The organism is Neobacillus niacini, assembly GCF_000759675.1.
Lineage (GTDB): Bacteria > Bacillota > Bacilli > Bacillales > Cytobacillaceae > Neobacillus > Neobacillus niacini_A.
In genome coordinates, this window is the sequence record NZ_BAWM01000037.1 from 1 (window position 1) to 19,497 (window position 19,497).

Below are 19,497 nucleotides of genomic sequence, written 5' to 3' on the forward strand. Positions count from 1 at the left end.
TCGCTACGAGCGAATGGCTAGTTCTTACTCGACGGGAATTCCACCCGCTATATGATACGACCTAGGCTCGGCCGCACACCTGCCCCGTTAGCCATCCATGCAGCGCAAAATCGGCGCTGCCCCACAGAGAATGAAAATGGATCTGGCAGTCCATACTGTTTTAATGCTGGCGAAGAAGGTCTTTAAACTATGGTGCCATTGAGCCCATCCGTTAGTCTGACTCCAACTACCACGGTGTACCACCGACTGTCGCACCCTTTAGGGGTAGCACTCATGGGAGATTAATCCTTTTTCTGGTTGTTGCGCCAGCTTTACCTGATTTCACTTTTAGTAGAAAGGTTCCACAACTCGATTTACCAGCCAATCTTATATACGATCCTTCTAGAGGATCAGCCTTTTTTTAAAACTGGTTTTTCTGGGTCTATTTTTGTATGCCCTTTTTCAGTTTTTATTTTCATGGGAGTTTAAGTACATAATTTCACAATCTGGTAGGTGGAGTAATGATTTTCACGATTCTGTTTACTTGGTCAAAACATGATCATTTTTTTTAGTATGCCAACAAGTTTGTTTAAGTGCAGATTATAGTTCCATTCCCTTTTGTTTGAACAAATCGCTAAAGGTCTATTTCCGTACCATTAACAATTATAGATTTTACCTTAGAAAGTTCTAATGGTGTGGATGATAAAAATTTAACTGTTATCTCTTCATCCTCGCTGAAATTATTCATTGAATCAAATGTTTGAACGCTGCCATCGGCCATTTTAGCACTTACTTCAATATTGGTTGAATCGTTGAATTTACCTTTACCGTATAAAGTTACTCCTAATGGCGAAATAGAAACGCTTTTCGAAGGCTTTGTGACCAGTCTGTGACCAAAACGCTTATTTCATATAAAAAGACCATTTGTAGCTGTGCTCTACAAATGGTCTATCTGCTTCACAAACCTTGATACAACAAGGTTCATACGCTACTTTGTTATGATGACCTGTGAGGGGTTCGAACCCCCGACCTCAACCCTGTCAAGGTTGCGCTCTCCCAGCTGAGCTAACAGATCTCTTATTAAGCTACAAATATAATTATAGTAAAAACACGTAAAAAGTCAATAGTTTTTTAAAAGAACGCACGTTCCAAAAATAGTTCGAATAAAGAACAAATGTTCGGATATAATAATAGTATAAGATATCAGAAAGGCGGGATATACCATGGATGGGCTTTTGTTACGTTCTATAGAGGAAAATATTCCGTTAGAGATGATTTACTTATCGGAAAACAAGCAGATTTCACAACGAAAATTACTCGTGAAGGAAGTCAATGATGAGTACATTCGCGCTTATTGTCTGCTCCGAAAACAGGTTCGCACCTTTCGCCGGGACAATATTTTATCCTTAATGCCAAATACTCGCTCGAATGAACCTTTCCTACACTAAAACTATACCCAAAAATATCCTTCTCTCCCCTTGAGCATTTCCAACATAGTTATGATAAAATGCAGTTGTATCAATCGAACATTGGGGGAATTGTCGTATGAAGATACCAAAAGGCACGATAAAGGAACTAACTATTAAAAGTAACGAGCTGGGAGAAGAAATGCTTCTTCTCATCTATTTGCCAGCAAATTTCTCTCCATTATATAAATACTCACTGTTAATTGCCCAGGATGGCAGAGATTATTTTCAACTCGGCAGAATTGGACGATTAGCAGATGAGTATCTTTTTGCGAAAGAAATTGAAAATTTAATCATAGTTGGGATACCCTATAAGAATGTTGAGGATCGCCGTAGGAAATACCATCCTGATAGTGATCAACATCAACAGTACATTCGCTTTTTAGCACATGAATTAGTTCCGTTCTTAGATCAGGAGTTTCCAACCTATCAGATAGGATCCACAAGAGCGCTAATCGGTGACTCACTTGGAGCAACCGTATCGTTACTGACCGCCCTCCAATACCCGCACACCTTTGGAAAAGTGCTGCTGCAATCTCCATATGTTGATGAGCAGGTAATGGGTATGGTCAAAAGCTTCACAAAAACTGAGTTTTTAGAAATATATCACATCGTGGGAAATCAAGAAACTGAAGTCCAAACCACTAACGGTAAAATAAGCGACTTCCTTACACCTAATCGTGAGCTCTCCACGATCCTTACAAGTAAGTCCATTACATACTTTTATGATGAATTCAATGGCGACCATACATGGGCACATTGGCAGCCCGATTTAAAAAGAGCCATTAAGATGATGTTTTAAAGGTCATTTCATATTTTTTGAATATTTGCTATAATGTTAGAAAGGTCCACGACTGCACCTATTGATCAGAGAAAAATTCTTGTTATGGAGGTTAGACATATGAAATTTGGGGTTGTTATTTTTCCATCAAAAAAACTACAAGATTTAGCTAATTCCTATCGTAAGCGTTATGACCCGCATTATTCACTAATCACACCGCATTTAACGTTGAAAAATGCTTTTGAAGCAGCAGAGGAAGAAGTGGTAGATTTTGCAGATAAATTACGGCAAATTTCAAGTAATACCAATGCCTTTCCATTAATAACAACCAAAATCAGCTCTTTTCAGCCAGTAAATAATGTGATCTACTTTAAAGTAGAGCCAACTGAAGAGTTAAACCAATTGCATACTGAAATTAATCAAGAATTTAGTGAGCAAAATTTAGACTATGCTTTCGTTCCACATATTACGATTGGTCAAAACCTATCTAATGATGAGCATTCAGATGTTTATGGCTCATTAAGGATGAAAAGATTAAACCATGAAGAAACAATTGACCGCTTCCATTTACTATATCAATTAGAAAATGGTTCTTGGACGGTGTATGAAACATTTCGCCTAGGAAAGGAATAATCACCTGTGAATGTAAAAGTTTGTGAAAATGAAAATGAAATACAAGATGCATTTTCTGTTAGAAGAACCGTTTTTATCGACGAACAAAATGTACCTGAAGAAGAAGAAATTGATCAGTTTGAGGATGACGCTACACATTTCGTTTCCTACCATGAAGGCACACCAGTTGCTGCTGGCCGCTTTCGTGTTGTTGATGGTTATGGAAAGGTAGAACGAATTTGTGTGTTAAAGGAAGCTAGAAAAACTGGTTCTGGAAAAGCGATTATGAGTGAAATTGAGGCATATGCTTTCAAAAATGGACTACATAAATTAAAGTTAAATGCTCAAACACAAGCTATCCCTTTCTACGCTAGTCTTGGCTATGAGGTTGTTTCAGAGGAATTTTTAGACGCAGGAATTCCACATAAAACAATGATAAAAAAAATTTAAATTCATGCACTTGCCCTTAAGTGGCAAGTGCTTTTTTCATTTCTAGAATATAAGGGCACTTTTCGATATCAACAGGTTTTGTTATGATAGAGTTTGTCGTATTTTTGAAAAAAGAGGCTAAAAAATGAAAACTGCTATGCATCAAAATCAAAGGATTGTTCTTGACCAAATAGCGAGAGAACAATATCAATTATTATATTTGCAAGGAAAAAATGGCGAATTATCCTGCCCCGTTTGTAGTGAAAAAGTACGGTTATTTCTTGGCATACAGGAGCAGCCTTATTTTTATCATATAAAATCTCCGCAACATACATGCCCGGAACCAATTATCGAAGAAATGGAACCGGTCATTGTGGAACGGAATGGATTTCGGATCCCTCAAGGAAGAACCATTATTGAAACAACAAAAAACACCAGCTTATTCAGTCCTGCAAAAACGATAGAATGCTCCATTTCATTTAAAAAGAATGAAGGAGCAAACCAGCTTGTACACGACTCCTATTTAAGGGAACTGGCATCAAATGGAGTCATACTAGATAAAAGTCAAGCAGCTGCTGTCGTGGAAACAGAAGGCTCATTATTAGTCCTTGCTGGTGCCGGAAGCGGCAAAACACGAGTACTCACAGCACGTACTGCTTATATGCTTAATGTAAAAAAAATTGATCCGCGTAACATCATGCTCGTCACCTTTACCTCAAAATCTGCTGGTGAAATGAAGAATCGTCTGACCACCTATCCGCAGATAAAAAAGGACCAAATAAACAACTTGGTGACAGGCACCTTCCACAGTATTTTTTATCGGATTCTTATGTTTCATGAAGGTAGTAATTGGTCCTCAGAGCGTCTTTTGAAGAAAGAATGGCAGCGCGATAAGATTTTGAAAGAAGCAGGTAAGGAAATCGATTTATCTGAAAAGGAATTTTCATATGATTTAGCGCTTCAGCAGATTGGCTTTTGGAAGAATTCACTACTATTCCCTCATAATGTGAAACCGGAAAGCGAATGGGAAGAAAAGGCAGCCTACCTTTATAAAAAATATGAGGAATATAAAGCACAAAAAGGTTTATTTGATTTTGACGACATGCTGATTGGCTGCTACCAGCTGCTGAGCAGCTCTCCATCTCTACTTGAACTTTACCAGAATCGCTTTCATTATTTTCTCATTGATGAATTTCAAGATATCAATAAGGTTCAATATGAACTGATAAAGCTTCTTTCAGGCAAGTATAAAAATGTTTGTGCTGTTGGAGACGATGACCAAGCAATCTATTCCTTCAGAGGCAGTGACCCTAGTTATCTGTTAGAGTTTGAAAAAGACTTCCCTTACGCAAAATTGGTTTCACTGGATCAAAACTACCGTTCCTCCCATGAAATTGTCTCTACAGCCAATGAGATGATTATGAAGAATAAGGTTAGAAGATTAAAGAAAATGAAAGCACAATTTGAATCAGGTACGTCCCCCATGCTTTTTTTCCCCTTTGATGAAGAGGAAGAAGCAACCATGATAGTAACTGACATCCAAGAGAAAATTGTGCAAGGAGCAAAACCATCTGATTTTGCGATTTTATATCGGACGAATGCAGGTTCCCGGGCTGTGTTTGAACGTCTGGCAAGTTCAAACCTGCCTTTTAAAATTGATTTAGATTCAGAGGCTTTTTATGAACGTCGCATTGTAAAAAGCGTTCTTGCTTTTCTAAAAATAAGCTTAGATGAGGATGACAATCAGGCATTATCCGATATTTTACCTATTCTTTTTTTGAGTCAGACTGTGCTCAAAGATTTAAAGGCTGAAAGCATACTTAAAGATTGTACCTATCTAGAGGCCCTATCCCATATAAAAACAAAACATGCTTTTCAAGAAAAGAAATTAAAAAAGGCAGTACAGCTGATTCACTCGTTGAAATTTCCCTCCCCGATAAAGTCAATTGAAATTATTGAAAAGGACCTGGGTTTTCTTGACTTTTTGAAAAAACGAGGAAATGAATCTAATCAGCAAGATAAAGGCTCTGATGATTTAAAGGATTTAAAAGTTGCAGCAAAAGGCTTTACAAGTATACAAGCTTTCTTGTCTCATGCTGAACATATGTCTGCCATGAACAAGGAAATCAAAAATTTAAGTAAGCATTTTCCTGACGCCGTTAGTCTAAGTACCATCCACCGGGCAAAGGGATTAGAATACAAAAACGTATATATCATAGGAGCAGTGGATGGCAGCCTGCCTCATGATTACGCATTAGACAGCTCAAGAAATGGCGATTTTGCAGCACTTGAAGAAGAAAGAAGACTTTTTTATGTGGCTATGACACGTGCAAAGCATGAGCTTCTTATTTCGGTTCCCCAGAATCGCAGAGGCAAAAAGGCTAACCCTTCGCGTTTCTTATCACCTTTAATGAAAAAAAAGAAAAATTAACAAAAAGACCTGTTTCCATCAAGGAAAGAGGTCTTCATCACTTATTTCTTATTAATCATTTTTGAAATCGTATTAAAATCAAGTTGTTTGCCGTCGTTAACGATTGATTGGACAATTTTATCTTCTGTTTCTTGATTTACCGGTTTGTTAGCAATTTCCGAAACACGGCGAATAACATTACGAACCGTTTTTTCATCTTTAAAGTTTGCATTTTGTAAGGAATTCGCTAAATCAAAAATATCTTTCATATTTACGCCAGTTTTCTTTTCGACATTTTTAAAAAAACCATTATCCATGGTAAATATCACGCTCCTTCATAGGCTACTGATATTGTATGAAGGATAGGTAAAAACGTGAAAACAATTATTAAAAGAAAAAGGCTGGCCACTGAAATGGCCAGTCTTTCTTTCGCTGCAAGCTTTGCAGTTTTTTTAAAAGCTTGCACCGACAATGATTAAAAGAAGCTTGCACCGACGATGATTAAAAGAATGAATAATACGACGATTAAAACAAATGTTGAACAACCGCCGCCATATCCACCGCCGTAGCCACAGCCGCCATATCCACCATATCCACCATATCCACCGAACATAAAGCGTCACCTCACTTTGTAAGTCTCACTAATAACATATGAGAATAGGCATCAAAGTGTACCGTGCACTCCTATAGAGACAACCTATGAAATTTTCTCAACCCTTTGGTTTAAAGATTAATGCACCGATAAATCCAAAAATAATTGCGGCAGAGATCCCAGAACTGGTAACTTGGAACATACCAGTCAATACTCCAATCAGACCATGCTTTTCTGCATCCTGCAGTGCACCGTGCACTAATGAGTTACCAAAGCTCGTTATTGGAATGGTAGCTCCTGCACCAGCAAAGTCAACGAGCGGCTCATACAGACCAAAACCATCTAAGACAGCTCCTGCCACGACTAGTAAGCTTAAGGTATGACCGGGTGTTAGCTTAGCGACATCAAATAAAAGCTGTCCGATCACACAAATGATTCCACCAACCACAAATGCCCAAAAATACATTGCTAACATAAGAATTACCCTCCCACTTCATTCATTTCAATGCTCACCGCATGTGCAATACAAGGAATCGATTCTTTTTGCTGAAAACTAAGTGGCGATAACAATGCACCAGTTGCAACAATTAATATTCGCTTATATACTCCCTTTTTCATTTGATTTAACAAATGACCATATAAAACAACAGCTGAGCATCCCGCACCGCTCGCCCCTGCTTGAACCGGCTGATCATCCTTATAAATTAATAGTCCACAATCTTGAAATTGTTTACGTTCTAATTTGAGTCCACTTTTATTAATTAACTCAAAGGCTGTGTCATGTCCGATTCTACCCAAGTCACCAGTAATGATTAAATCATAGTAGGAAGGATCTAATTCCATATCACGAAAATGGGCCATAATGGTATCCGCAGCTGCCGGCGCCATAGCCCCGCCCATATTAAAAGGATCAGACAATCCCATGTCAATGACTTTTCCAATTGTTGCTGATGTGGTAACCGGCTGCTGTTGACCAGGGACATTTTGAGTAATTAGCGCTACCCCTGCACCTGTAACCGTCCATTGTGCCGTAGGCGGCTTCTGTCCTCCGTACTCAGTTGGATAGCGGAATTGTTTTTCAGTTGCAGCATTATGGCTTGAGGCTCCTGTTAACACGTTACGTGCCCCTTGGTAATTGACCACAAAGGAGGCTAACGCCAACCCTTCCATCGATGTTGAGCATGCACCAAAGAGCCCGAAATAAGGTATTTGTATGGTCCTCGCTGCAAAGCTAGTCGGTGTAATTTGATTGATTAAATCCCCAGCAAATAAAAATTCAATTTGTTCTTTCTCCATTTTTGCTTTTGCTAATGTAACTCTTATAGTCTCTTCGAGCAAAACTCTTTGCGCCTTTTCGTAAGAATCCATCCCCATCCATAAATCTTCATGTAAAATGTCAAAGTCATTGGCTAAGTTTCCATTTGCCTCAAAGGGACCGCCGGAAACACCAGTTGCGGATATCATTGGCCGATTAGTAAAGACCCAAGATTGATGACCTCTTAACAATTACAAAACCCCCCACATTCCCAGTAACGTTTTTATAAGTGCAACTACAAACGCCGAGAATACTCCAAAAAGAATTACCGAGCCAGCAAGTTTAAACATATTACCACCAACACCTAATACAAACCCTTCGGTCCGATGCTCAATTGCTGCAGAAATCACTGCATTTCCAAATCCAGTTACAGGCACAGCACTTCCGGCACCACCAAATTGTCCAAGACGGTCGTATATACCGAATCCTGTTAGCAGCATTGATAAAAACACCATTGTCGCAACGGTTGGATTACCGACATTCTGTTCAGTAAAGTTGAAAAAATAAATATAAAAATAACTTATTGCTTGACCAACAATACAAATCAACCCGCCAACCCAAAAGGCCCTAATGCAATTCTTTAAAACAGGCCGTTTTAGTTCGTGCCTTTGTTGGAGTTGTTGATACTTTTGCTGCTGAGGCGTCATATTTTTCTGATTGCTCGCCATTGATATTCATCCCTTCTCACTTCATATCTGATGTCATTTTAATGATTTCATTTAACCGTTTCTCAGCCTGCTTTTCAGAAAGCTTTCCAGTATTTTTCCTCTCAACTAGCCGTACAGCTTCTAGAAAGATCTTATAGTCACTCGACACAGTGAAGTTTTCTTTTGGGTAATTTTCTTCAAGAGTTTTGTTTAAGTTGGCTTCAATTTTTTTCATGTTGAATCGCTGCATATGCTTCACTTTATAGACAACAAGTGTTGCTTTTTTGCCCTTTACTACTGCAACATCATAAATCTCATCAAAACTACTTACTTCCTTTTCAATTTTTTTTACCTTGTCCACGCCTTTATTTTGCTCTGTAACAATCGGGTTAGGATTGGTCGTTTTCATGAGAGCCAATTGGCTATCCTTCTCATTCTGATCCTGACTACACGAGCCCATTAAAATTACACATGCTATTAACATTAGTCGAATTATGTAGACCATTTTTTTCCCTTCCCTTATTCAAATTATAGAAATATCACTACATAGTAGTTTTTTCGAGAATATCGGAAATTATGACAAGGTTGCCATAACTTTTGTATTTAGAAATATTTGTGCAAAAAAAAACTGCCATCAAAACTGGCAGTTTACTAATTATCTTTGAGTTTTTTTGCCGCAGCCGCAGCCTTTTTTCTTAGTAGTTTTTTTCGCTTGAGAATTTTTAGTTGATTGAGTTTTCTTATTTTCTGTATTCACTTTTCACCACTCCAAAATTTTAGTACTACTGTTAAGATATGAAAGAAATCAATAACTTGTCTAGGGCGGACAACCATTTTTAACGTATTTTACTTATAACCAAAGCTGAATAAGGGATTCTACTATTGCTGCTAAACCAGCAACTGCAAACACGAGGATAATGGGCACGAAAATAACCGGTAAAAAAAGGTATCCAATTACCAATGCCGCTGAAACCCAAACCCCAGTACACCAATAACAGCTGAGCAGCTCCCCAATAAATTTTTTTATTGGCGTTTTCTTCGGAAGATAATATACCTCCTTAGTACCCTCTTCATTTTCTTCTTCAATCTCATCGAAGAAAGGAGCACGTAGAAACTCTGTTATTTTATCAAAGACAAAAAGCCTGGTTAATCGGAAGCAGGCTAATGTTACTATAATAAAATTCAAAAGATCAATGTTCATAAATTCCTGTCCCTTCCTTTTCTTAGCCTAATTTTAATCGAGAAGGCGATTGTCCGTTACCCAATTAGTGCTCTTGAAATATGTTAGTAATGTAAGATATATATCACGGATAGGAGGAGTAATTAATGGGTTGTGGCAGAAATAGTGACTCACGCAGCAGTAATGGCTGTGTCTGCGATGTAGTTCGTGCAATTAATGACATCCAAGATAATGCTGTAGATGATGAGAGCGTAGATTGCCCAAGTTGTTTCTTGGAACCGCTTGGTTCATTAGTGTCACCAGCAAGAAGAGATCGCGCTGATACTCGTGTATTTGTATTAAAAAACGCTGATGGTTCACCATTCCACGCGTTCTTTAGCGGCGAGAACAATGCATGCGTATCAATCTTCTTCCGCGTTGAAGATGTATTTGATAACTGCTGTGCAACACTTCGTGTTCTAATTCCAGGACGCAGAGACGACGGAAGATTTGTACCAGTTAACCTTGTTGCTGGCGGAGATAGATGTTGTATTAACCTTGAAAGAGTCTGTCAAGTTGAACGCTTCCGCGCAAGCAATGACTGTATTACAGTTGATTTAAATTGTTTCTGTGCGATACAGTGTATTGCCGATGTAGATCTTGGTCTTAGTGACTAACAATTGGTAATAAAATGAGCCAGTCGATATTTCGGCTGGCTTTTTTGTTTATTTCTTTATTCCAATCATCATTACATCTTTTAAATTTTTGAAAGATATAGTTTCAGTTGTTTGATTTGGAAATCGAATGGTTACATCTTGTTCATTATATTCAACTAAATAGCCTTGGTAGTTCTTTTCTTCGGTATAAAAGACGCATGGAACAGATGGTAATGCTTTTGGAAAATTATCCAGGTATTCTAAACGCTCCATTAGGTCCATTTCCTTAAAGCCTTTTACACGATTAAATGTACGTTGTTTTTCCTGATTAGTTTGAGGTTTAATCTCCTGATTAGTTTTGGATTTAATCTCCTGATTAGTTTTGGGTTTAATCTCCTGATTAGTTTGGGGTCCAATCTCCTGCTTCACTTCTTTTACTATAGACTCTTTAGGTAAGTCAGTTTTAGCCAGTGAGACCTCAAGGACTTCTTTTTTCTTGTTGCTTTCCTCCTCTAGCCGTGGTTCTTCAATCGGCAGTTGAACCTCCTGCCTGTTTGTAAAAACTTCCTGCATGTTTTTTATAGGTGTATCTAAAAAAGTCTGTGAGACGTAAAGTAACGGTCCACGTTTTGTCTTTTTCTCCATCCAATTCACCTCCATTTACCTAGCCCTACACTCTATATGTATGCAAATTGCCTATACTCGTTCATGGAAATTAGAATAGAAAAAATGCCCGCTAACTAAATAGCGGGCATTACCATTATAAAATGTGAAATCCTGAATCAACGTGAATGTTCTCACCAGTAATTCCACGAGAAAGATCACTGAATAGGAATAGTGCCGTATCACCGACTTCTTCTGGCGTTGTTGCTCTACGTAAAGGTGCTTTTTCTTCAATCACCTTTGTAATAAGATTAAAATCGCTAATACCCTTTGCTGACAAGGTTCTTATCGGACCAGCCGAGATTGAATTGACACGGATCCCTTCCCTGCCTAGATCTTCAGCCAAATAACGAACGCTTGCATCAAGTGATGCCTTTGCAACACCCATTACATTATAATTCTGAATGACTCGTTCTCCACCTAAATATGTTAGAGTGACGATACTTCCGCCTTCTGTCATTATTCCTCTAGCCTCTTTTGCCACAGCAGTTAAAGAATAAGAACTAATATTATGTGCCAACAAGAAGCCTTCTCTTGTTGTGTTCATATATTCTCCGTTTAATTCTTCTTTATTCGCAAATGCAATACAGTGTGCAACACCATGGATGGTACCTACTGCTTCCTTGATATCAGCAAAGCATCTAGCCACTTCTTCATCTTTGGTTACATCACAAGGAAGCACAAGAGTTCCTTCTGCTTCTAATGATTCAGCCAATTCACGGACACTGCCTTCAAGCCTTTCACCTGCAAAAGTAAAGATTAAACGTGCACCTGCATTGTTTAGTGACCGAGCGATTCCCCATGCAATACTACGTTTATTTGCAACACCCATTACAACATATGTTTTTCCAGCTAAAGAAAGATTCATATAAAAATAGTCCCCCTACTTGAACATTTATATTAGTTATTAGTACTTGGTACTAATATTACACTATTTTATAAAAAATGAAAAGCAGCAGCATTTATAGCATTTAGAATTCGAGCTCCCTTTTCAATTCATCCACATATTCCTTCGATCCAGTAACAATCAGACGATCATTTAATAGCAGTTCTGTGTCACCATGAGGGACAATGGAGTCTTTTTCCCGAAAAATCCGTACAAAAATAACATCCCCAGTAAACGGAAACCTCCTTAATGTCATTCCGTCGAACTGTTCATTTTGCATTCTTATTTCATATAATGATGTTTCTTGATTTGTTAAAATGTTAATGACACTTGGTGTTTCAATTAAGGCCCGCAACAACGTTTTTGTTGACATGAATGAAGAGAAAACTTCAATTTCATTTTCTTTCAGGCTTTGCTCTATTTCGGGATTCTCAAGACGAGCAATTACCCTGGATACACCCATTTCCTTAGCTTTTATTGCCAAATCAGCATTTGTTTGTTCATGACCTGTAGAAATGACAATGATATCATTTTCAAAAATCTTATTTTTTTCGATTGTTTCCAATGAATAATCAAATATCTCGACTATATCAAATAATGAATTTGAAACCATTTTATCGGATTTATCCATTTTAGTATGATACAAGACGGGTTCGAATAGACCCGACTTAAGTTCACGTGAAACAGGCAATGTTACTTGGTTTGCTCCTAGAAAGGCAATTCTTACTTTTGGGACGACCGCCACTTCTTTTGGGAACAACTTTTTAAACGCAATCGGCGTAAATATAGAGGTGATGACGGCAACCAGTATCAGAGTACCACTCATCTCCGGAGTAATGACATCCATACGCTCCCCAATAGTTGCCGCAGCTATTACTAAGGATAGGGTAGATGTTAGTAAAAAACCCGAAGCAAGCACAGTCTTTGTATCGTACCAGATTTTCAGTAAATAAACCGGGACAAGCTTTGAAAGCAGAAGTCCTAATAATAACAATGGGATTAATAACAATAGCTTTTTATCTGCAAATAGTGACCAAATATCCAGCTCCACACCAATCATTACAAAAAATATTGGGATTAAGAAACCATAGCCAAAGGAATCTAGTTTATGAACCAGTTCTTGATTTGGTGATAAAAGCGATACAAGTACCCCTGCAAGGAAAGCTCCTAGAATATTTTCTGCGCCTACTGTTTCAGAAAGCCCAACTAAAACGATAATGAGCATAAATACAGCTCGAGTGCCAATTTGCACTGTCCCTTTTGACAGTGATTCTAGTAAAGGACGATTTTTAAATCGTTTTCCAACAAAATACAATACAACACCAGCTGCAAACAAAATGAGCAGCAGCCATGTATTACCCTGTCCTGGGTCATAGATAGACACAAAGATAGCCAAGAGAATCATAGTCACTAAATCTGCCACAACTGCAACTAATAAGATAATTTGACCAATATTTGATTTCATTAGGTGTGCTTCTTTTAATGTTGGCACAACCACTCCTAAAGAAATGGTAGATATGATGAGTGTCATTAAAAAGGCATTTTCAATAAAGCCAGCAAAGACAAACAAATAAGATAACCCTAATGAAACGATAAATATACCTGCAAAAATGATACTTGAAACCATGAAGGTATTTGGTTCTTTTTTACCACTAGGCAGCGTGGTGTGTTTCTTGCCGCCTGTAAAGGCAGTAAAATCAATCTCTAATCCGCTAAGAAACATCAAGAAAATAAATCCTAGTGTAGAAAGTGTTGATAACCACATATCTTCATGAACCACATTAAAACCGCTTTTTCCAATTACAAGCCCCATAATTATTTCTGCAACCACAACAGGGATATAATTTAACCTTAACCTGTGTAAAAGAATAGGCGTTATAAATGCAACTGTCACTACAACTAATAAGGATATTACAGAAGCATGCTGTTCCATATGTCATCCTCCTTCGGTTTCTTTTTATAAAAATCACTATGTTAACAAAAAATAAAATATAAAGGGGGAATTTTTTCAATGAAAATTGATATTATTGGTGATATACATGGCTGTTTTCCCGAATTTGAAGCTTTAACAAGGGAATGCGGTTACCAATGGAAGAACGGAATCCCGATTCATCCAGACAACAGGCTCCTTGGCTTTGTTGGGGATTTAACTGACCGTGGACCATCTTCCTTAAAAGTAGCTGAAATTGTGTGGCGTCTTGTAATCGAGCAGAAACAGGCATTTTATACACCTGGGAACCATTGCAATAAATTGTATCGTTACTTTCTTGGCAACAAGGTCCAGGAAACACACGGGCTCGAAACAACAGTTGCAGAATATAAGTCATTACCAAAAAAAGAGCAGCAGTCCATCAAAAAAAAGTTCATTGATCTTTATGAAAAATCGCCGCTGCATTTAGTATTAGATCAAAATAAGTTAGTTATTGCTCACGCTGGAATAAAAGAAGAATTTATCGGTAAGTCAAACTCAAAGGTTAAAACGTTTGTCCTTTACGGAGATATAACTGGTGAAAAACACCCTGATGGTTCTCCTGTTAGAAGAGATTGGGCTAAACAGTACGCTGGTAATTCAATAATTGTATACGGGCACACCCCAGTGAAAGAACCAAGAGTGATCAATCATACATATAATATTGATACTGGAGCCGTTTTTGGTGGTAAGTTAACGGCGCTCAGGTACCCTGAGATGGAAATAGTTTCTGTAGATTCTACTATGCCATACATTAAAGAAAAGTTTAAAGACTTTACTTAAAAATAGGGTAAATACTCCTAAGAACATCGACAAATTTCCTAGGAAATCACCAAATAACGCAAAAGGCTGACCTTTTATAGGGCAGCCTTTATTATTTCATCCATATCTAAAGGAAGTGGTGCAGTGAAATTCATATCCATACCACTAAAAGGGTGTAGGAAACGAATCCTTCTACAATGCAGTGCCTGTCGCTCAATAAGCAAAAGATTTCCCCCATATAAATCATCTCCCAGTAACGGGTGACCAATATAAGACATATGAACCCGTATTTGATGAGTTCTACCAGTCTTTAGCTCTAATTCAACATGGGTGAACTCTTTATACCATTTTAAGACTTTGTACTGGGTGCATGCACATTGCCCATCACTTCGGACTTCTCTTTCAATAATACTGTCTAGCTTCCTGCCAATCGGTTCCTCAATCATGCCCATCTTAAGCTTTACACTGCCCTCAGCAAAGGCCTCGTAGGTTCTTTTAACATCACCATTTTGCTGTTGCTTGCTAAGTAAATGATGAACATGCCGATGTTTTGCAATTAATACAATCCCTGATGTATCGCGATCCAAACGTGTAACAATATGGGAGGTCGCTCTAATTCCAATTTTTTCATAGTAACCAACCAAGGCATTTGCCAAACTTCCTGTTGGATGTTCCCTAGATGGAATGGTACTCATCCCCGCTGGTTTATTAACAACCAGTAAATATGGATCTTCAAAAAGGATCTCTAATTTGATTTTTTCTCCCACTACACCTTCACTGGGGTTTTCAAGAGGAAAAATAACGGTAACGATTTCACCCACTTTTAGTACATGACGAACATTCACTTCAGTGTTATTTACTAGAATTTTTCCGCCTCTAAATTTTATATCAGTTAGAGCAATCCGAGATATTTCCTTTTCTTTCAAGAATTCCTTGATCATTCGACCTGCTTGCTGTTCATTGATTTTCCACTGAAGTTCAAAATTTGGTTTCATGCCGTGTCCTCCAGGAAGATGATTAGTCCGAATCTGATATAAAGGAATCATGAACCCTCTTCCAAAAAGGAAATGGACGGAAACGAGCAAAGCGGATTTTTTCATCAGGAACCCTAAATTGAATGGATTTTACATCCTTATGGAGTAAAGTAAGATGATCAACGGTTACTTGAAAATCCAAACGATTAACCGGTTTCAACATACAGGTATGATGTGACGGCAGAATTAGCGGTGAGCCCACTGTCCGGAAGACCCGGTTATTAATCGAAGCCATTTCTGCGATCTGCAATGCTGAAATAGAAGGATGAATAATTGCTCCACCAAGTGCTTTATTGTATGCCGTACTGCCGGAGGGAGTGGAAACACATAGGCCATCACCCCTAAAACGTTCAAAGTGCTGACCGCGAATTTCTACATCCATAACTAATGTTCCCTCGACACTTTTGACAGTTGATTCGTTTAGGGCAAGATATCGAGATTCCTTACCAGCATGCTGGTAACGAATAATTACTTCTATCAGAGGATATTCAACAACCTGATAAGGTGTTTTGGCAATTGCAATCACAAGTTTCTCAATTTCATCAGGTGTCCAGTCAGCATAAAAGCCAAGATGACCTGTATGTATTCCGACAAATGCAGTTTTATCCAAGCGGCTGCTGTATCGGTGAAAAGCATATAGAAGTGTCCCGTCTCCGCCAATTGAAACGACAATATCCGGCTGATCCTCATCGTAAATAAGATCGAAATCAAGTAAATAGGTTCTCATCTTATGCATTAAGATATTTGATTTTTGATCTCCTTTGGATGTTATGGCAAATTTCATAATAGTTTGCTCCTTGTACTGATATGCTTTACATACTTCTATTAACTTTTCTCCTCTTGTTTAAACTCTTTATTCCTTGTAAAAAACGCCTGAGCCTCTTGAATTTCTCCACGTATTAATGACATTTCCTCATCCAGACGAAACGCTGCCTCTGCAGCACGTTGCAGCCTCATTTGGATATCTTTTGGGAAGATTCCTTTATATTTATAATTTAAAGTGTGCTCAATTGTAGCCCAAAAGTTCATGGCCAATGTCCTTATTTGTATTTCAGCAAGGATTTTCTTTTCTCCATGAATCGTTTGTACCGGATATTGTATCACTACATGGTAAGAACGATATCCGCTTGTTTTTTTATGTGAAATATAATCCCTTTCCTCAACGATTTCTAGGTCATTTCGGTTTCTTAATAAGCCCACAACATGATGAATATCATCCACGAATTGACACATGATTCGCATACCTGCAATATCTTGCATTTCCTCTTCCAATTTATCTAGTGGAATACCTTTTTGATTTGCCTTATCAAGGATACTTGCAATTGGTTTCACCCGACCAGTCACAAATTCAATAGGTGAATGGCTAGAATCCAACTCAAATTGTCCTCTCATACCCTTTAATTTTATTTTCAGCTCTGATACCGCTTGTTTATATGGAGCTAAGAATTGGTCCCAATGCTTCATTATTCCACCTCAATAAAAAACTAAAATATGGTTAAAAATTTCCTTCTACTTTTGTGACCATCTCTTCACCATAATTACTATTTCCTCTTATGTTGTTTATAACATATTCTAATTCCTCATTAAAATTTGTTAACTCCAATTCTCCATCATTAAAATGGATCCAAACTGGAATTCGTTTTGTTAATGTCTCTTTTAATAAAGGCCAAATTGGTTCAGGAATGTCGATATATGTATAACCCTCTAGATTCTCCATTAGATAAACAAATGAAAATTGCTTAGAATCAACGAGAATTTGTTCTGTTGGGATTAACCCGTTAATCGACTCACTAGCATGTAATAATAACTTGTTATCCGAAAAGTTTGCATTGCTAATTGTTATTCTTTTATTCATCATTTTTACCTCCACCTTTTACTCTACTATTTTAGCATAATCTATCCATTTCTCCCAAGAATTGCGGTTCGACCAAATGCTAAGTACAATAAAAATATGAAAAGAAAGGAATGGATCATAATGTCAGAAACAATTGAAATAGAATTTAAAAATATACTCACAAAAGACGAATATGAAACTCTTCTTAACACATTTAAAGTAGAGGTAAACCAAATTATCAGCCAAACAAATCATTACTTTGACACATCTGATTTTAAATTAAAGGAATTAGGCTCTGCACTAAGGATCAGGGAAAAAAATGTTAACTATGAGATGACATTAAAGCAGCCAGCATCCGTTGGTCTTTTAGAAACAACACAATATTTATCTGAAGATGAATTCATGGAAGCCACTAAGAAGGGAATATTACCTAAGGGAATCATTCATGACAGACTGGAACAATTAGATATATCTTTTAACAGTTTAGAATATTTCGGTTCTCTCACAACAAGAAGGGCTGAATTCCCCTACAAAGATGGACTTTTAGTATTGGATCATAGCTTTTATCTAAATTCAGAAGACTATGAGGTTGAATACGAAGTGGAAGATTTTCAAAGTGGTCAACTTGCATTTCAGGAGCTGTTAGAACAATATGGTATACCATTCCGGGTAACCCAAAATAAGATCGCTCGGTTTTATCAGCAAAAAATATAAGCGGTTTATTTGAGATATGAAATATGCATTGATAAAATAAAGATACAAACATATTAAAAGGAGTTGTCAACATGAATGAGAAAAAGCCTACTCCATTTGAGTCCATTGGCGAAGATACTTTACATCGCCTTGTGGATACTTTTTATGGTCTAGTTGCACAACATCCTGATCTTGCTCCAATCTTTCCAAATGAATTTTCTGAAATTGCCCGGAAACAAAAGCAATTTTTAACACAATATTTGGGAGGACCATCTTTGTACACTGAAGAGCATGGTCATCCGATGATGCGTGCACGACATTTGCCTTTTCCCATTACTCCTATCCGTGCAAAAGCATGGCTATCTTGCATGAAACAAGCGATGGACAAGACTGGATTAGAGGGTCCTCTAAGGGATGAATTTTATTCTAGGCTCTATCTTACTGCACAACATATGATTAATATACCAGATGGCAGTAAGATATCAGGTGAAAATTCGTGACTAACCCAGGGTACACATCAAAGCAACAATTCTACACTAATGACAAGAAGCCACTTGAAATATATATGTTCATCGATCCCTTATGCCCAGAGTGTTGGGCACTTGAGCCTATCTTAAAAAAACTGCACATTGAATACGGGCGATATTTTTCGATAAAACACGTGTTAAGTGGTCGTATCGCAAATTTAAATGTAAGCAAAAAGAAAAATTATGAAGTGATTGCAGAGTTATGGGAAAAGACAGCAAGCAGATCAGGAATGTCCTGTGATGGGAGCCTATGGCTAGAAAATCCTGTTGCTTCTCCTTATATTGCTTCAATTGCAATAAAGGCTGCTGAATTACAAGGGAGAAGAGCTGGATTACGGTTTTTACGTAAGCTTCAAGAGGAACTTTTCATTGATAAACAAAATATTTCACATTTTGAAGTACTAAAAACTTGCGCAAAAAGCGTCGGATTAGATGTCGAGGAATTCATTTCTGATTTCCATTCTGAAAGTTCGGCTAAAGCATTTCAGTGTGACTTAAAAATCACCACTGAGATGGAGGTACAAGAAATTCCGACCCTTGTATTTTTTAACGAGAATGCAGAAGATGAAGGAATTAAAATTACAGGTTCTTACCCGTATGAAGTCTATGTTCAAATTCTTGAAGAAATGCTTTCTGAACAGCCAGTAAAAAATCAGCCACCGCCATTAGAGACATTTTTGAAGTATTTTAAACTAGTGGCTTCTAAGGAAATTTCAGTAGTTTATAATATGTCAATTTCTCAGGTTGAACGGGAAATGAAAAAATTGCTATTACTTCAAAAGGTTGAGCAGCTTCCGGCTAAATACGGAACTTTTTGGCGTTATGTTGAAGACTAGCACATAATATTTGAACGTGAAAAGACCTTGCAGCAAAAACTGCAAGGTCTTTTTCTATTAATACGAACAAAGGGGATGGGAGAAATTTTTCACGGTCAAACAAAGGGGTATATGTTTGTTGTGATTAACTTCACGTATAAAATATAACATGTGCTTGAACCTATTGACAATGTGATTGTGCGTTATTTCACATAATTGTCAAAATATCATATTATTCTATGTTGGACAATAAACTATAAATAGGTTG

General features: G+C 37.6%; 25 protein-coding genes and 1 tRNA gene. 11 read left to right on the forward strand and 15 right to left on the reverse strand.

What is annotated here, in order from left to right; translation table 11 throughout:
* The first annotated feature begins 51 nt into the window (after nucleotides 1–51).
* Entirely contained in the window at nucleotides 52–186 is a 135-nt protein-coding gene (locus tag TR08_RS33620) for a hypothetical protein (protein ID WP_274521017.1), read from the forward strand.
* Between the two features lie 795 nt (nucleotides 187–981).
* On the opposite strand, the gene TR08_RS15735 is transcribed toward TR08_RS33620, so the two are convergent.
* Nucleotides 982–1,054, reverse strand: a tRNA-Val gene (locus TR08_RS15735).
* Between the two features lie 148 nt (nucleotides 1,055–1,202).
* Here TR08_RS15735 and TR08_RS15740 point away from each other — a divergent pair.
* The 5 genes from TR08_RS15740 to TR08_RS15760 all read left to right on the forward strand — a co-directional run bounded on the left by TR08_RS15740 (nucleotide 1,203) and on the right by TR08_RS15760 (nucleotide 5,698).
* Nucleotides 1,203–1,427: a WYL domain-containing protein gene (locus TR08_RS15740; protein ID WP_045519698.1), complete on the forward strand. Its 225-nt coding sequence runs from the start codon at nucleotides 1,203–1,205 to the stop codon at nucleotides 1,425–1,427.
* A gap of 97 nt (nucleotides 1,428–1,524) precedes the next feature.
* Nucleotides 1,525–2,247: an alpha/beta hydrolase gene (locus TR08_RS15745; protein ID WP_045519700.1), complete on the forward strand. Its 723-nt coding sequence runs from the start codon at nucleotides 1,525–1,527 to the stop codon at nucleotides 2,245–2,247.
* 99 nt (nucleotides 2,248–2,346) lie between these two features.
* Entirely contained in the window at nucleotides 2,347–2,859 is a 513-nt protein-coding gene (locus tag TR08_RS15750) for a YjcG family protein (protein WP_045519702.1), read from the forward strand.
* 6 nt (nucleotides 2,860–2,865) lie between these two features.
* The gene (locus tag TR08_RS15755) at nucleotides 2,866–3,288 is read left to right on the forward strand and encodes a GNAT family N-acetyltransferase (RefSeq protein ID WP_045519704.1); all 423 of its coding nucleotides are present in this window, start codon (nucleotides 2,866–2,868) and stop codon (nucleotides 3,286–3,288) included.
* Nucleotides 3,289–3,412: 124 nt separating this feature from the next.
* Nucleotides 3,413–5,698 carry a UvrD-helicase domain-containing protein gene (locus tag TR08_RS15760; protein WP_045519706.1) on the forward strand — a complete coding sequence of 762 codons (2,286 nt, stop codon included), beginning with the start codon at nucleotides 3,413–3,415 and terminating at the stop codon, nucleotides 5,696–5,698.
* A gap of 41 nt (nucleotides 5,699–5,739) precedes the next feature.
* Here the strand turns inward: TR08_RS15760 and TR08_RS15765 are convergent, their stop codons facing one another.
* The 7 genes from TR08_RS15765 to TR08_RS15790 form a co-directional block, all read right to left on the reverse strand.
* A complete protein-coding gene (locus TR08_RS15765) occupies nucleotides 5,740–5,994 on the reverse strand; it encodes a stage VI sporulation protein F (protein WP_045519708.1) in 255 nt (84 codons plus the stop codon).
* A 158-nt stretch (nucleotides 5,995–6,152) separates the two neighbouring features.
* On the reverse strand, nucleotides 6,153–6,290 hold the full coding sequence (gene yjcZ / locus TR08_RS31115) for a sporulation protein YjcZ (protein ID WP_081954510.1): 138 nt from the start codon (nucleotides 6,288–6,290) through the stop codon (nucleotides 6,153–6,155).
* A gap of 97 nt (nucleotides 6,291–6,387) precedes the next feature.
* The gene (spoVAE, locus tag TR08_RS15770) at nucleotides 6,388–6,744 is read right to left on the reverse strand and encodes a stage V sporulation protein AE (RefSeq protein ID WP_045519710.1); all 357 of its coding nucleotides are present in this window, start codon (nucleotides 6,742–6,744) and stop codon (nucleotides 6,388–6,390) included.
* 5 nt (nucleotides 6,745–6,749) lie between these two features.
* Nucleotides 6,750–7,775: a stage V sporulation protein AD gene (gene spoVAD, locus TR08_RS15775; protein WP_045519712.1), complete on the reverse strand. Its 1,026-nt coding sequence runs from the start codon at nucleotides 7,773–7,775 to the stop codon at nucleotides 6,750–6,752.
* Complete coding sequence (gene spoVAC / locus TR08_RS15780; protein WP_045519714.1) at nucleotides 7,776–8,252, reverse strand: stage V sporulation protein AC; 477 nt, start codon at nucleotides 8,250–8,252, stop codon at nucleotides 7,776–7,778.
* A gap of 16 nt (nucleotides 8,253–8,268) precedes the next feature.
* Entirely contained in the window at nucleotides 8,269–8,736 is a 468-nt protein-coding gene (locus TR08_RS15785) for a sporulation protein (RefSeq protein ID WP_045519716.1), read from the reverse strand.
* 345 nt (nucleotides 8,737–9,081) lie between these two features.
* Entirely contained in the window at nucleotides 9,082–9,432 is a 351-nt protein-coding gene (locus TR08_RS15790; RefSeq protein WP_045519718.1) for a DUF1360 domain-containing protein, read from the reverse strand.
* Nucleotides 9,433–9,557: 125 nt separating this feature from the next.
* On the opposite strand from TR08_RS15790, the gene TR08_RS15795 reads away from it, so the two are divergent.
* On the forward strand, nucleotides 9,558–10,067 hold the full coding sequence (locus tag TR08_RS15795; RefSeq protein ID WP_045519720.1) for a CotY/CotZ family spore coat protein: 510 nt from the start codon (nucleotides 9,558–9,560) through the stop codon (nucleotides 10,065–10,067).
* Between the two features lie 48 nt (nucleotides 10,068–10,115).
* Here TR08_RS15795 and TR08_RS30355 read toward each other — a convergent pair whose 3' ends face one another.
* From TR08_RS30355 to TR08_RS15810, 3 genes are all read right to left on the reverse strand, one after another.
* Nucleotides 10,116–10,691, reverse strand: coding sequence for a CotO family spore coat protein (locus TR08_RS30355; protein ID WP_052427483.1), 576 nt, complete (start codon nucleotides 10,689–10,691; stop codon nucleotides 10,116–10,118).
* Nucleotides 10,692–10,806: 115 nt separating this feature from the next.
* Nucleotides 10,807–11,577, reverse strand: coding sequence for an enoyl-ACP reductase FabI (gene fabI / locus TR08_RS15805; protein ID WP_045519722.1), 771 nt, complete (start codon nucleotides 11,575–11,577; stop codon nucleotides 10,807–10,809).
* Nucleotides 11,578–11,680: 103 nt separating this feature from the next.
* Nucleotides 11,681–13,528: a monovalent cation:proton antiporter family protein gene (locus tag TR08_RS15810; protein WP_045519723.1), complete on the reverse strand. Its 1,848-nt coding sequence runs from the start codon at nucleotides 13,526–13,528 to the stop codon at nucleotides 11,681–11,683.
* A 78-nt stretch (nucleotides 13,529–13,606) separates the two neighbouring features.
* On the opposite strand from TR08_RS15810, the gene prpE reads away from it, so the two are divergent.
* Nucleotides 13,607–14,347, forward strand: a complete 741-nt coding sequence (prpE, locus tag TR08_RS15815; RefSeq protein WP_045519724.1) for a bis(5'-nucleosyl)-tetraphosphatase PrpE — start codon at nucleotides 13,607–13,609, stop codon at nucleotides 14,345–14,347.
* A 74-nt stretch (nucleotides 14,348–14,421) separates the two neighbouring features.
* On the opposite strand, the gene TR08_RS15820 is transcribed toward prpE, so the two are convergent.
* The 4 genes from TR08_RS15820 to TR08_RS15835 are packed head-to-tail and all read right to left on the reverse strand — an operon-like array spanning nucleotide 14,422 to nucleotide 17,215.
* The gene (locus TR08_RS15820) at nucleotides 14,422–15,321 is read right to left on the reverse strand and encodes an RluA family pseudouridine synthase (protein WP_045519725.1); all 900 of its coding nucleotides are present in this window, start codon (nucleotides 15,319–15,321) and stop codon (nucleotides 14,422–14,424) included.
* A gap of 22 nt (nucleotides 15,322–15,343) precedes the next feature.
* Nucleotides 15,344–16,144, reverse strand: coding sequence for an NAD kinase (locus tag TR08_RS15825; protein WP_045519726.1), 801 nt, complete (start codon nucleotides 16,142–16,144; stop codon nucleotides 15,344–15,346).
* A 41-nt stretch (nucleotides 16,145–16,185) separates the two neighbouring features.
* The gene (locus tag TR08_RS15830) at nucleotides 16,186–16,824 is read right to left on the reverse strand and encodes a GTP pyrophosphokinase (RefSeq protein ID WP_045519728.1); all 639 of its coding nucleotides are present in this window, start codon (nucleotides 16,822–16,824) and stop codon (nucleotides 16,186–16,188) included.
* Between the two features lie 31 nt (nucleotides 16,825–16,855).
* On the reverse strand, nucleotides 16,856–17,215 hold the full coding sequence (locus TR08_RS15835; RefSeq protein ID WP_045519948.1) for a hypothetical protein: 360 nt from the start codon (nucleotides 17,213–17,215) through the stop codon (nucleotides 16,856–16,858).
* A 120-nt stretch (nucleotides 17,216–17,335) separates the two neighbouring features.
* Here TR08_RS15835 and TR08_RS15840 point away from each other — a divergent pair, with 120 nt between their 5' ends.
* The 3 genes from TR08_RS15840 to TR08_RS15850 all read left to right on the forward strand — a co-directional run bounded on the left by TR08_RS15840 (nucleotide 17,336) and on the right by TR08_RS15850 (nucleotide 19,250).
* Nucleotides 17,336–17,908: a CYTH domain-containing protein gene (locus TR08_RS15840; RefSeq protein WP_045519729.1), complete on the forward strand. Its 573-nt coding sequence runs from the start codon at nucleotides 17,336–17,338 to the stop codon at nucleotides 17,906–17,908.
* A gap of 71 nt (nucleotides 17,909–17,979) precedes the next feature.
* Nucleotides 17,980–18,387, forward strand: coding sequence for a globin domain-containing protein (locus tag TR08_RS15845; protein WP_045519731.1), 408 nt, complete (start codon nucleotides 17,980–17,982; stop codon nucleotides 18,385–18,387).
* Nucleotides 18,384–19,250 carry a ClpXP adapter SpxH family protein gene (locus tag TR08_RS15850; RefSeq protein ID WP_045519733.1) on the forward strand — a complete coding sequence of 289 codons (867 nt, stop codon included), beginning with the start codon at nucleotides 18,384–18,386 and terminating at the stop codon, nucleotides 19,248–19,250. Before TR08_RS15845 ends, TR08_RS15850 begins: the two co-directional genes overlap by 4 nt.
* Nucleotides 19,251–19,497: the final 247 nt, after the last annotated feature.

Excerpts from the sequence above, each read along its gene's own strand:
- TR08_RS33620 (WP_274521017.1), top strand. The coding sequence starts at position 52 with ATGATACGACCTAGGCTCGGCCGCACACCTGCCCCGTTAGCCATCCAT.
- TR08_RS15740 (WP_045519698.1), top strand. The coding sequence starts at position 1,203 with ATGGATGGGCTTTTGTTACGTTCTATAGAGGAAAATATTCCGTTAGAG.
- TR08_RS15745 (WP_045519700.1), top strand. The coding sequence starts at position 1,525 with ATGAAGATACCAAAAGGCACGATAAAGGAACTAACTATTAAAAGTAAC.
- TR08_RS15750 (WP_045519702.1), top strand. The coding sequence starts at position 2,347 with ATGAAATTTGGGGTTGTTATTTTTCCATCAAAAAAACTACAAGATTTA.
- TR08_RS15760 (WP_045519706.1), top strand. The coding sequence starts at position 3,413 with ATGAAAACTGCTATGCATCAAAATCAAAGGATTGTTCTTGACCAAATA.
- TR08_RS15765 (WP_045519708.1), bottom strand. The coding sequence starts at position 5,994 with ATGGATAATGGTTTTTTTAAAAATGTCGAAAAGAAAACTGGCGTAAAT.
- yjcZ (WP_081954510.1), bottom strand. The coding sequence starts at position 6,290 with ATGTTCGGTGGATATGGTGGATATGGTGGATATGGCGGCTGTGGCTAC.
- spoVAE (WP_045519710.1), bottom strand. The coding sequence starts at position 6,744 with ATGTTAGCAATGTATTTTTGGGCATTTGTGGTTGGTGGAATCATTTGT.
- spoVAC (WP_045519714.1), bottom strand. The coding sequence starts at position 8,252 with ATGGCGAGCAATCAGAAAAATATGACGCCTCAGCAGCAAAAGTATCAA.
- TR08_RS15785 (WP_045519716.1), bottom strand. The coding sequence starts at position 8,736 with ATGGTCTACATAATTCGACTAATGTTAATAGCATGTGTAATTTTAATG.
- TR08_RS15790 (WP_045519718.1), bottom strand. The coding sequence starts at position 9,432 with ATGAACATTGATCTTTTGAATTTTATTATAGTAACATTAGCCTGCTTC.
- TR08_RS15795 (WP_045519720.1), top strand. The coding sequence starts at position 9,558 with ATGGGTTGTGGCAGAAATAGTGACTCACGCAGCAGTAATGGCTGTGTC.
- TR08_RS30355 (WP_052427483.1), bottom strand. The coding sequence starts at position 10,691 with ATGGAGAAAAAGACAAAACGTGGACCGTTACTTTACGTCTCACAGACT.
- fabI (WP_045519722.1), bottom strand. The coding sequence starts at position 11,577 with ATGAATCTTTCTTTAGCTGGAAAAACATATGTTGTAATGGGTGTTGCA.
- TR08_RS15810 (WP_045519723.1), bottom strand. The coding sequence starts at position 13,528 with ATGGAACAGCATGCTTCTGTAATATCCTTATTAGTTGTAGTGACAGTT.
- prpE (WP_045519724.1), top strand. The coding sequence starts at position 13,607 with ATGAAAATTGATATTATTGGTGATATACATGGCTGTTTTCCCGAATTT.
- TR08_RS15820 (WP_045519725.1), bottom strand. The coding sequence starts at position 15,321 with ATGAAACCAAATTTTGAACTTCAGTGGAAAATCAATGAACAGCAAGCA.
- TR08_RS15825 (WP_045519726.1), bottom strand. The coding sequence starts at position 16,144 with ATGAAATTTGCCATAACATCCAAAGGAGATCAAAAATCAAATATCTTA.
- TR08_RS15830 (WP_045519728.1), bottom strand. The coding sequence starts at position 16,824 with ATGAAGCATTGGGACCAATTCTTAGCTCCATATAAACAAGCGGTATCA.
- TR08_RS15835 (WP_045519948.1), bottom strand. The coding sequence starts at position 17,215 with ATGAATAAAAGAATAACAATTAGCAATGCAAACTTTTCGGATAACAAG.
- TR08_RS15840 (WP_045519729.1), top strand. The coding sequence starts at position 17,336 with ATGTCAGAAACAATTGAAATAGAATTTAAAAATATACTCACAAAAGAC.
- TR08_RS15845 (WP_045519731.1), top strand. The coding sequence starts at position 17,980 with ATGAATGAGAAAAAGCCTACTCCATTTGAGTCCATTGGCGAAGATACT.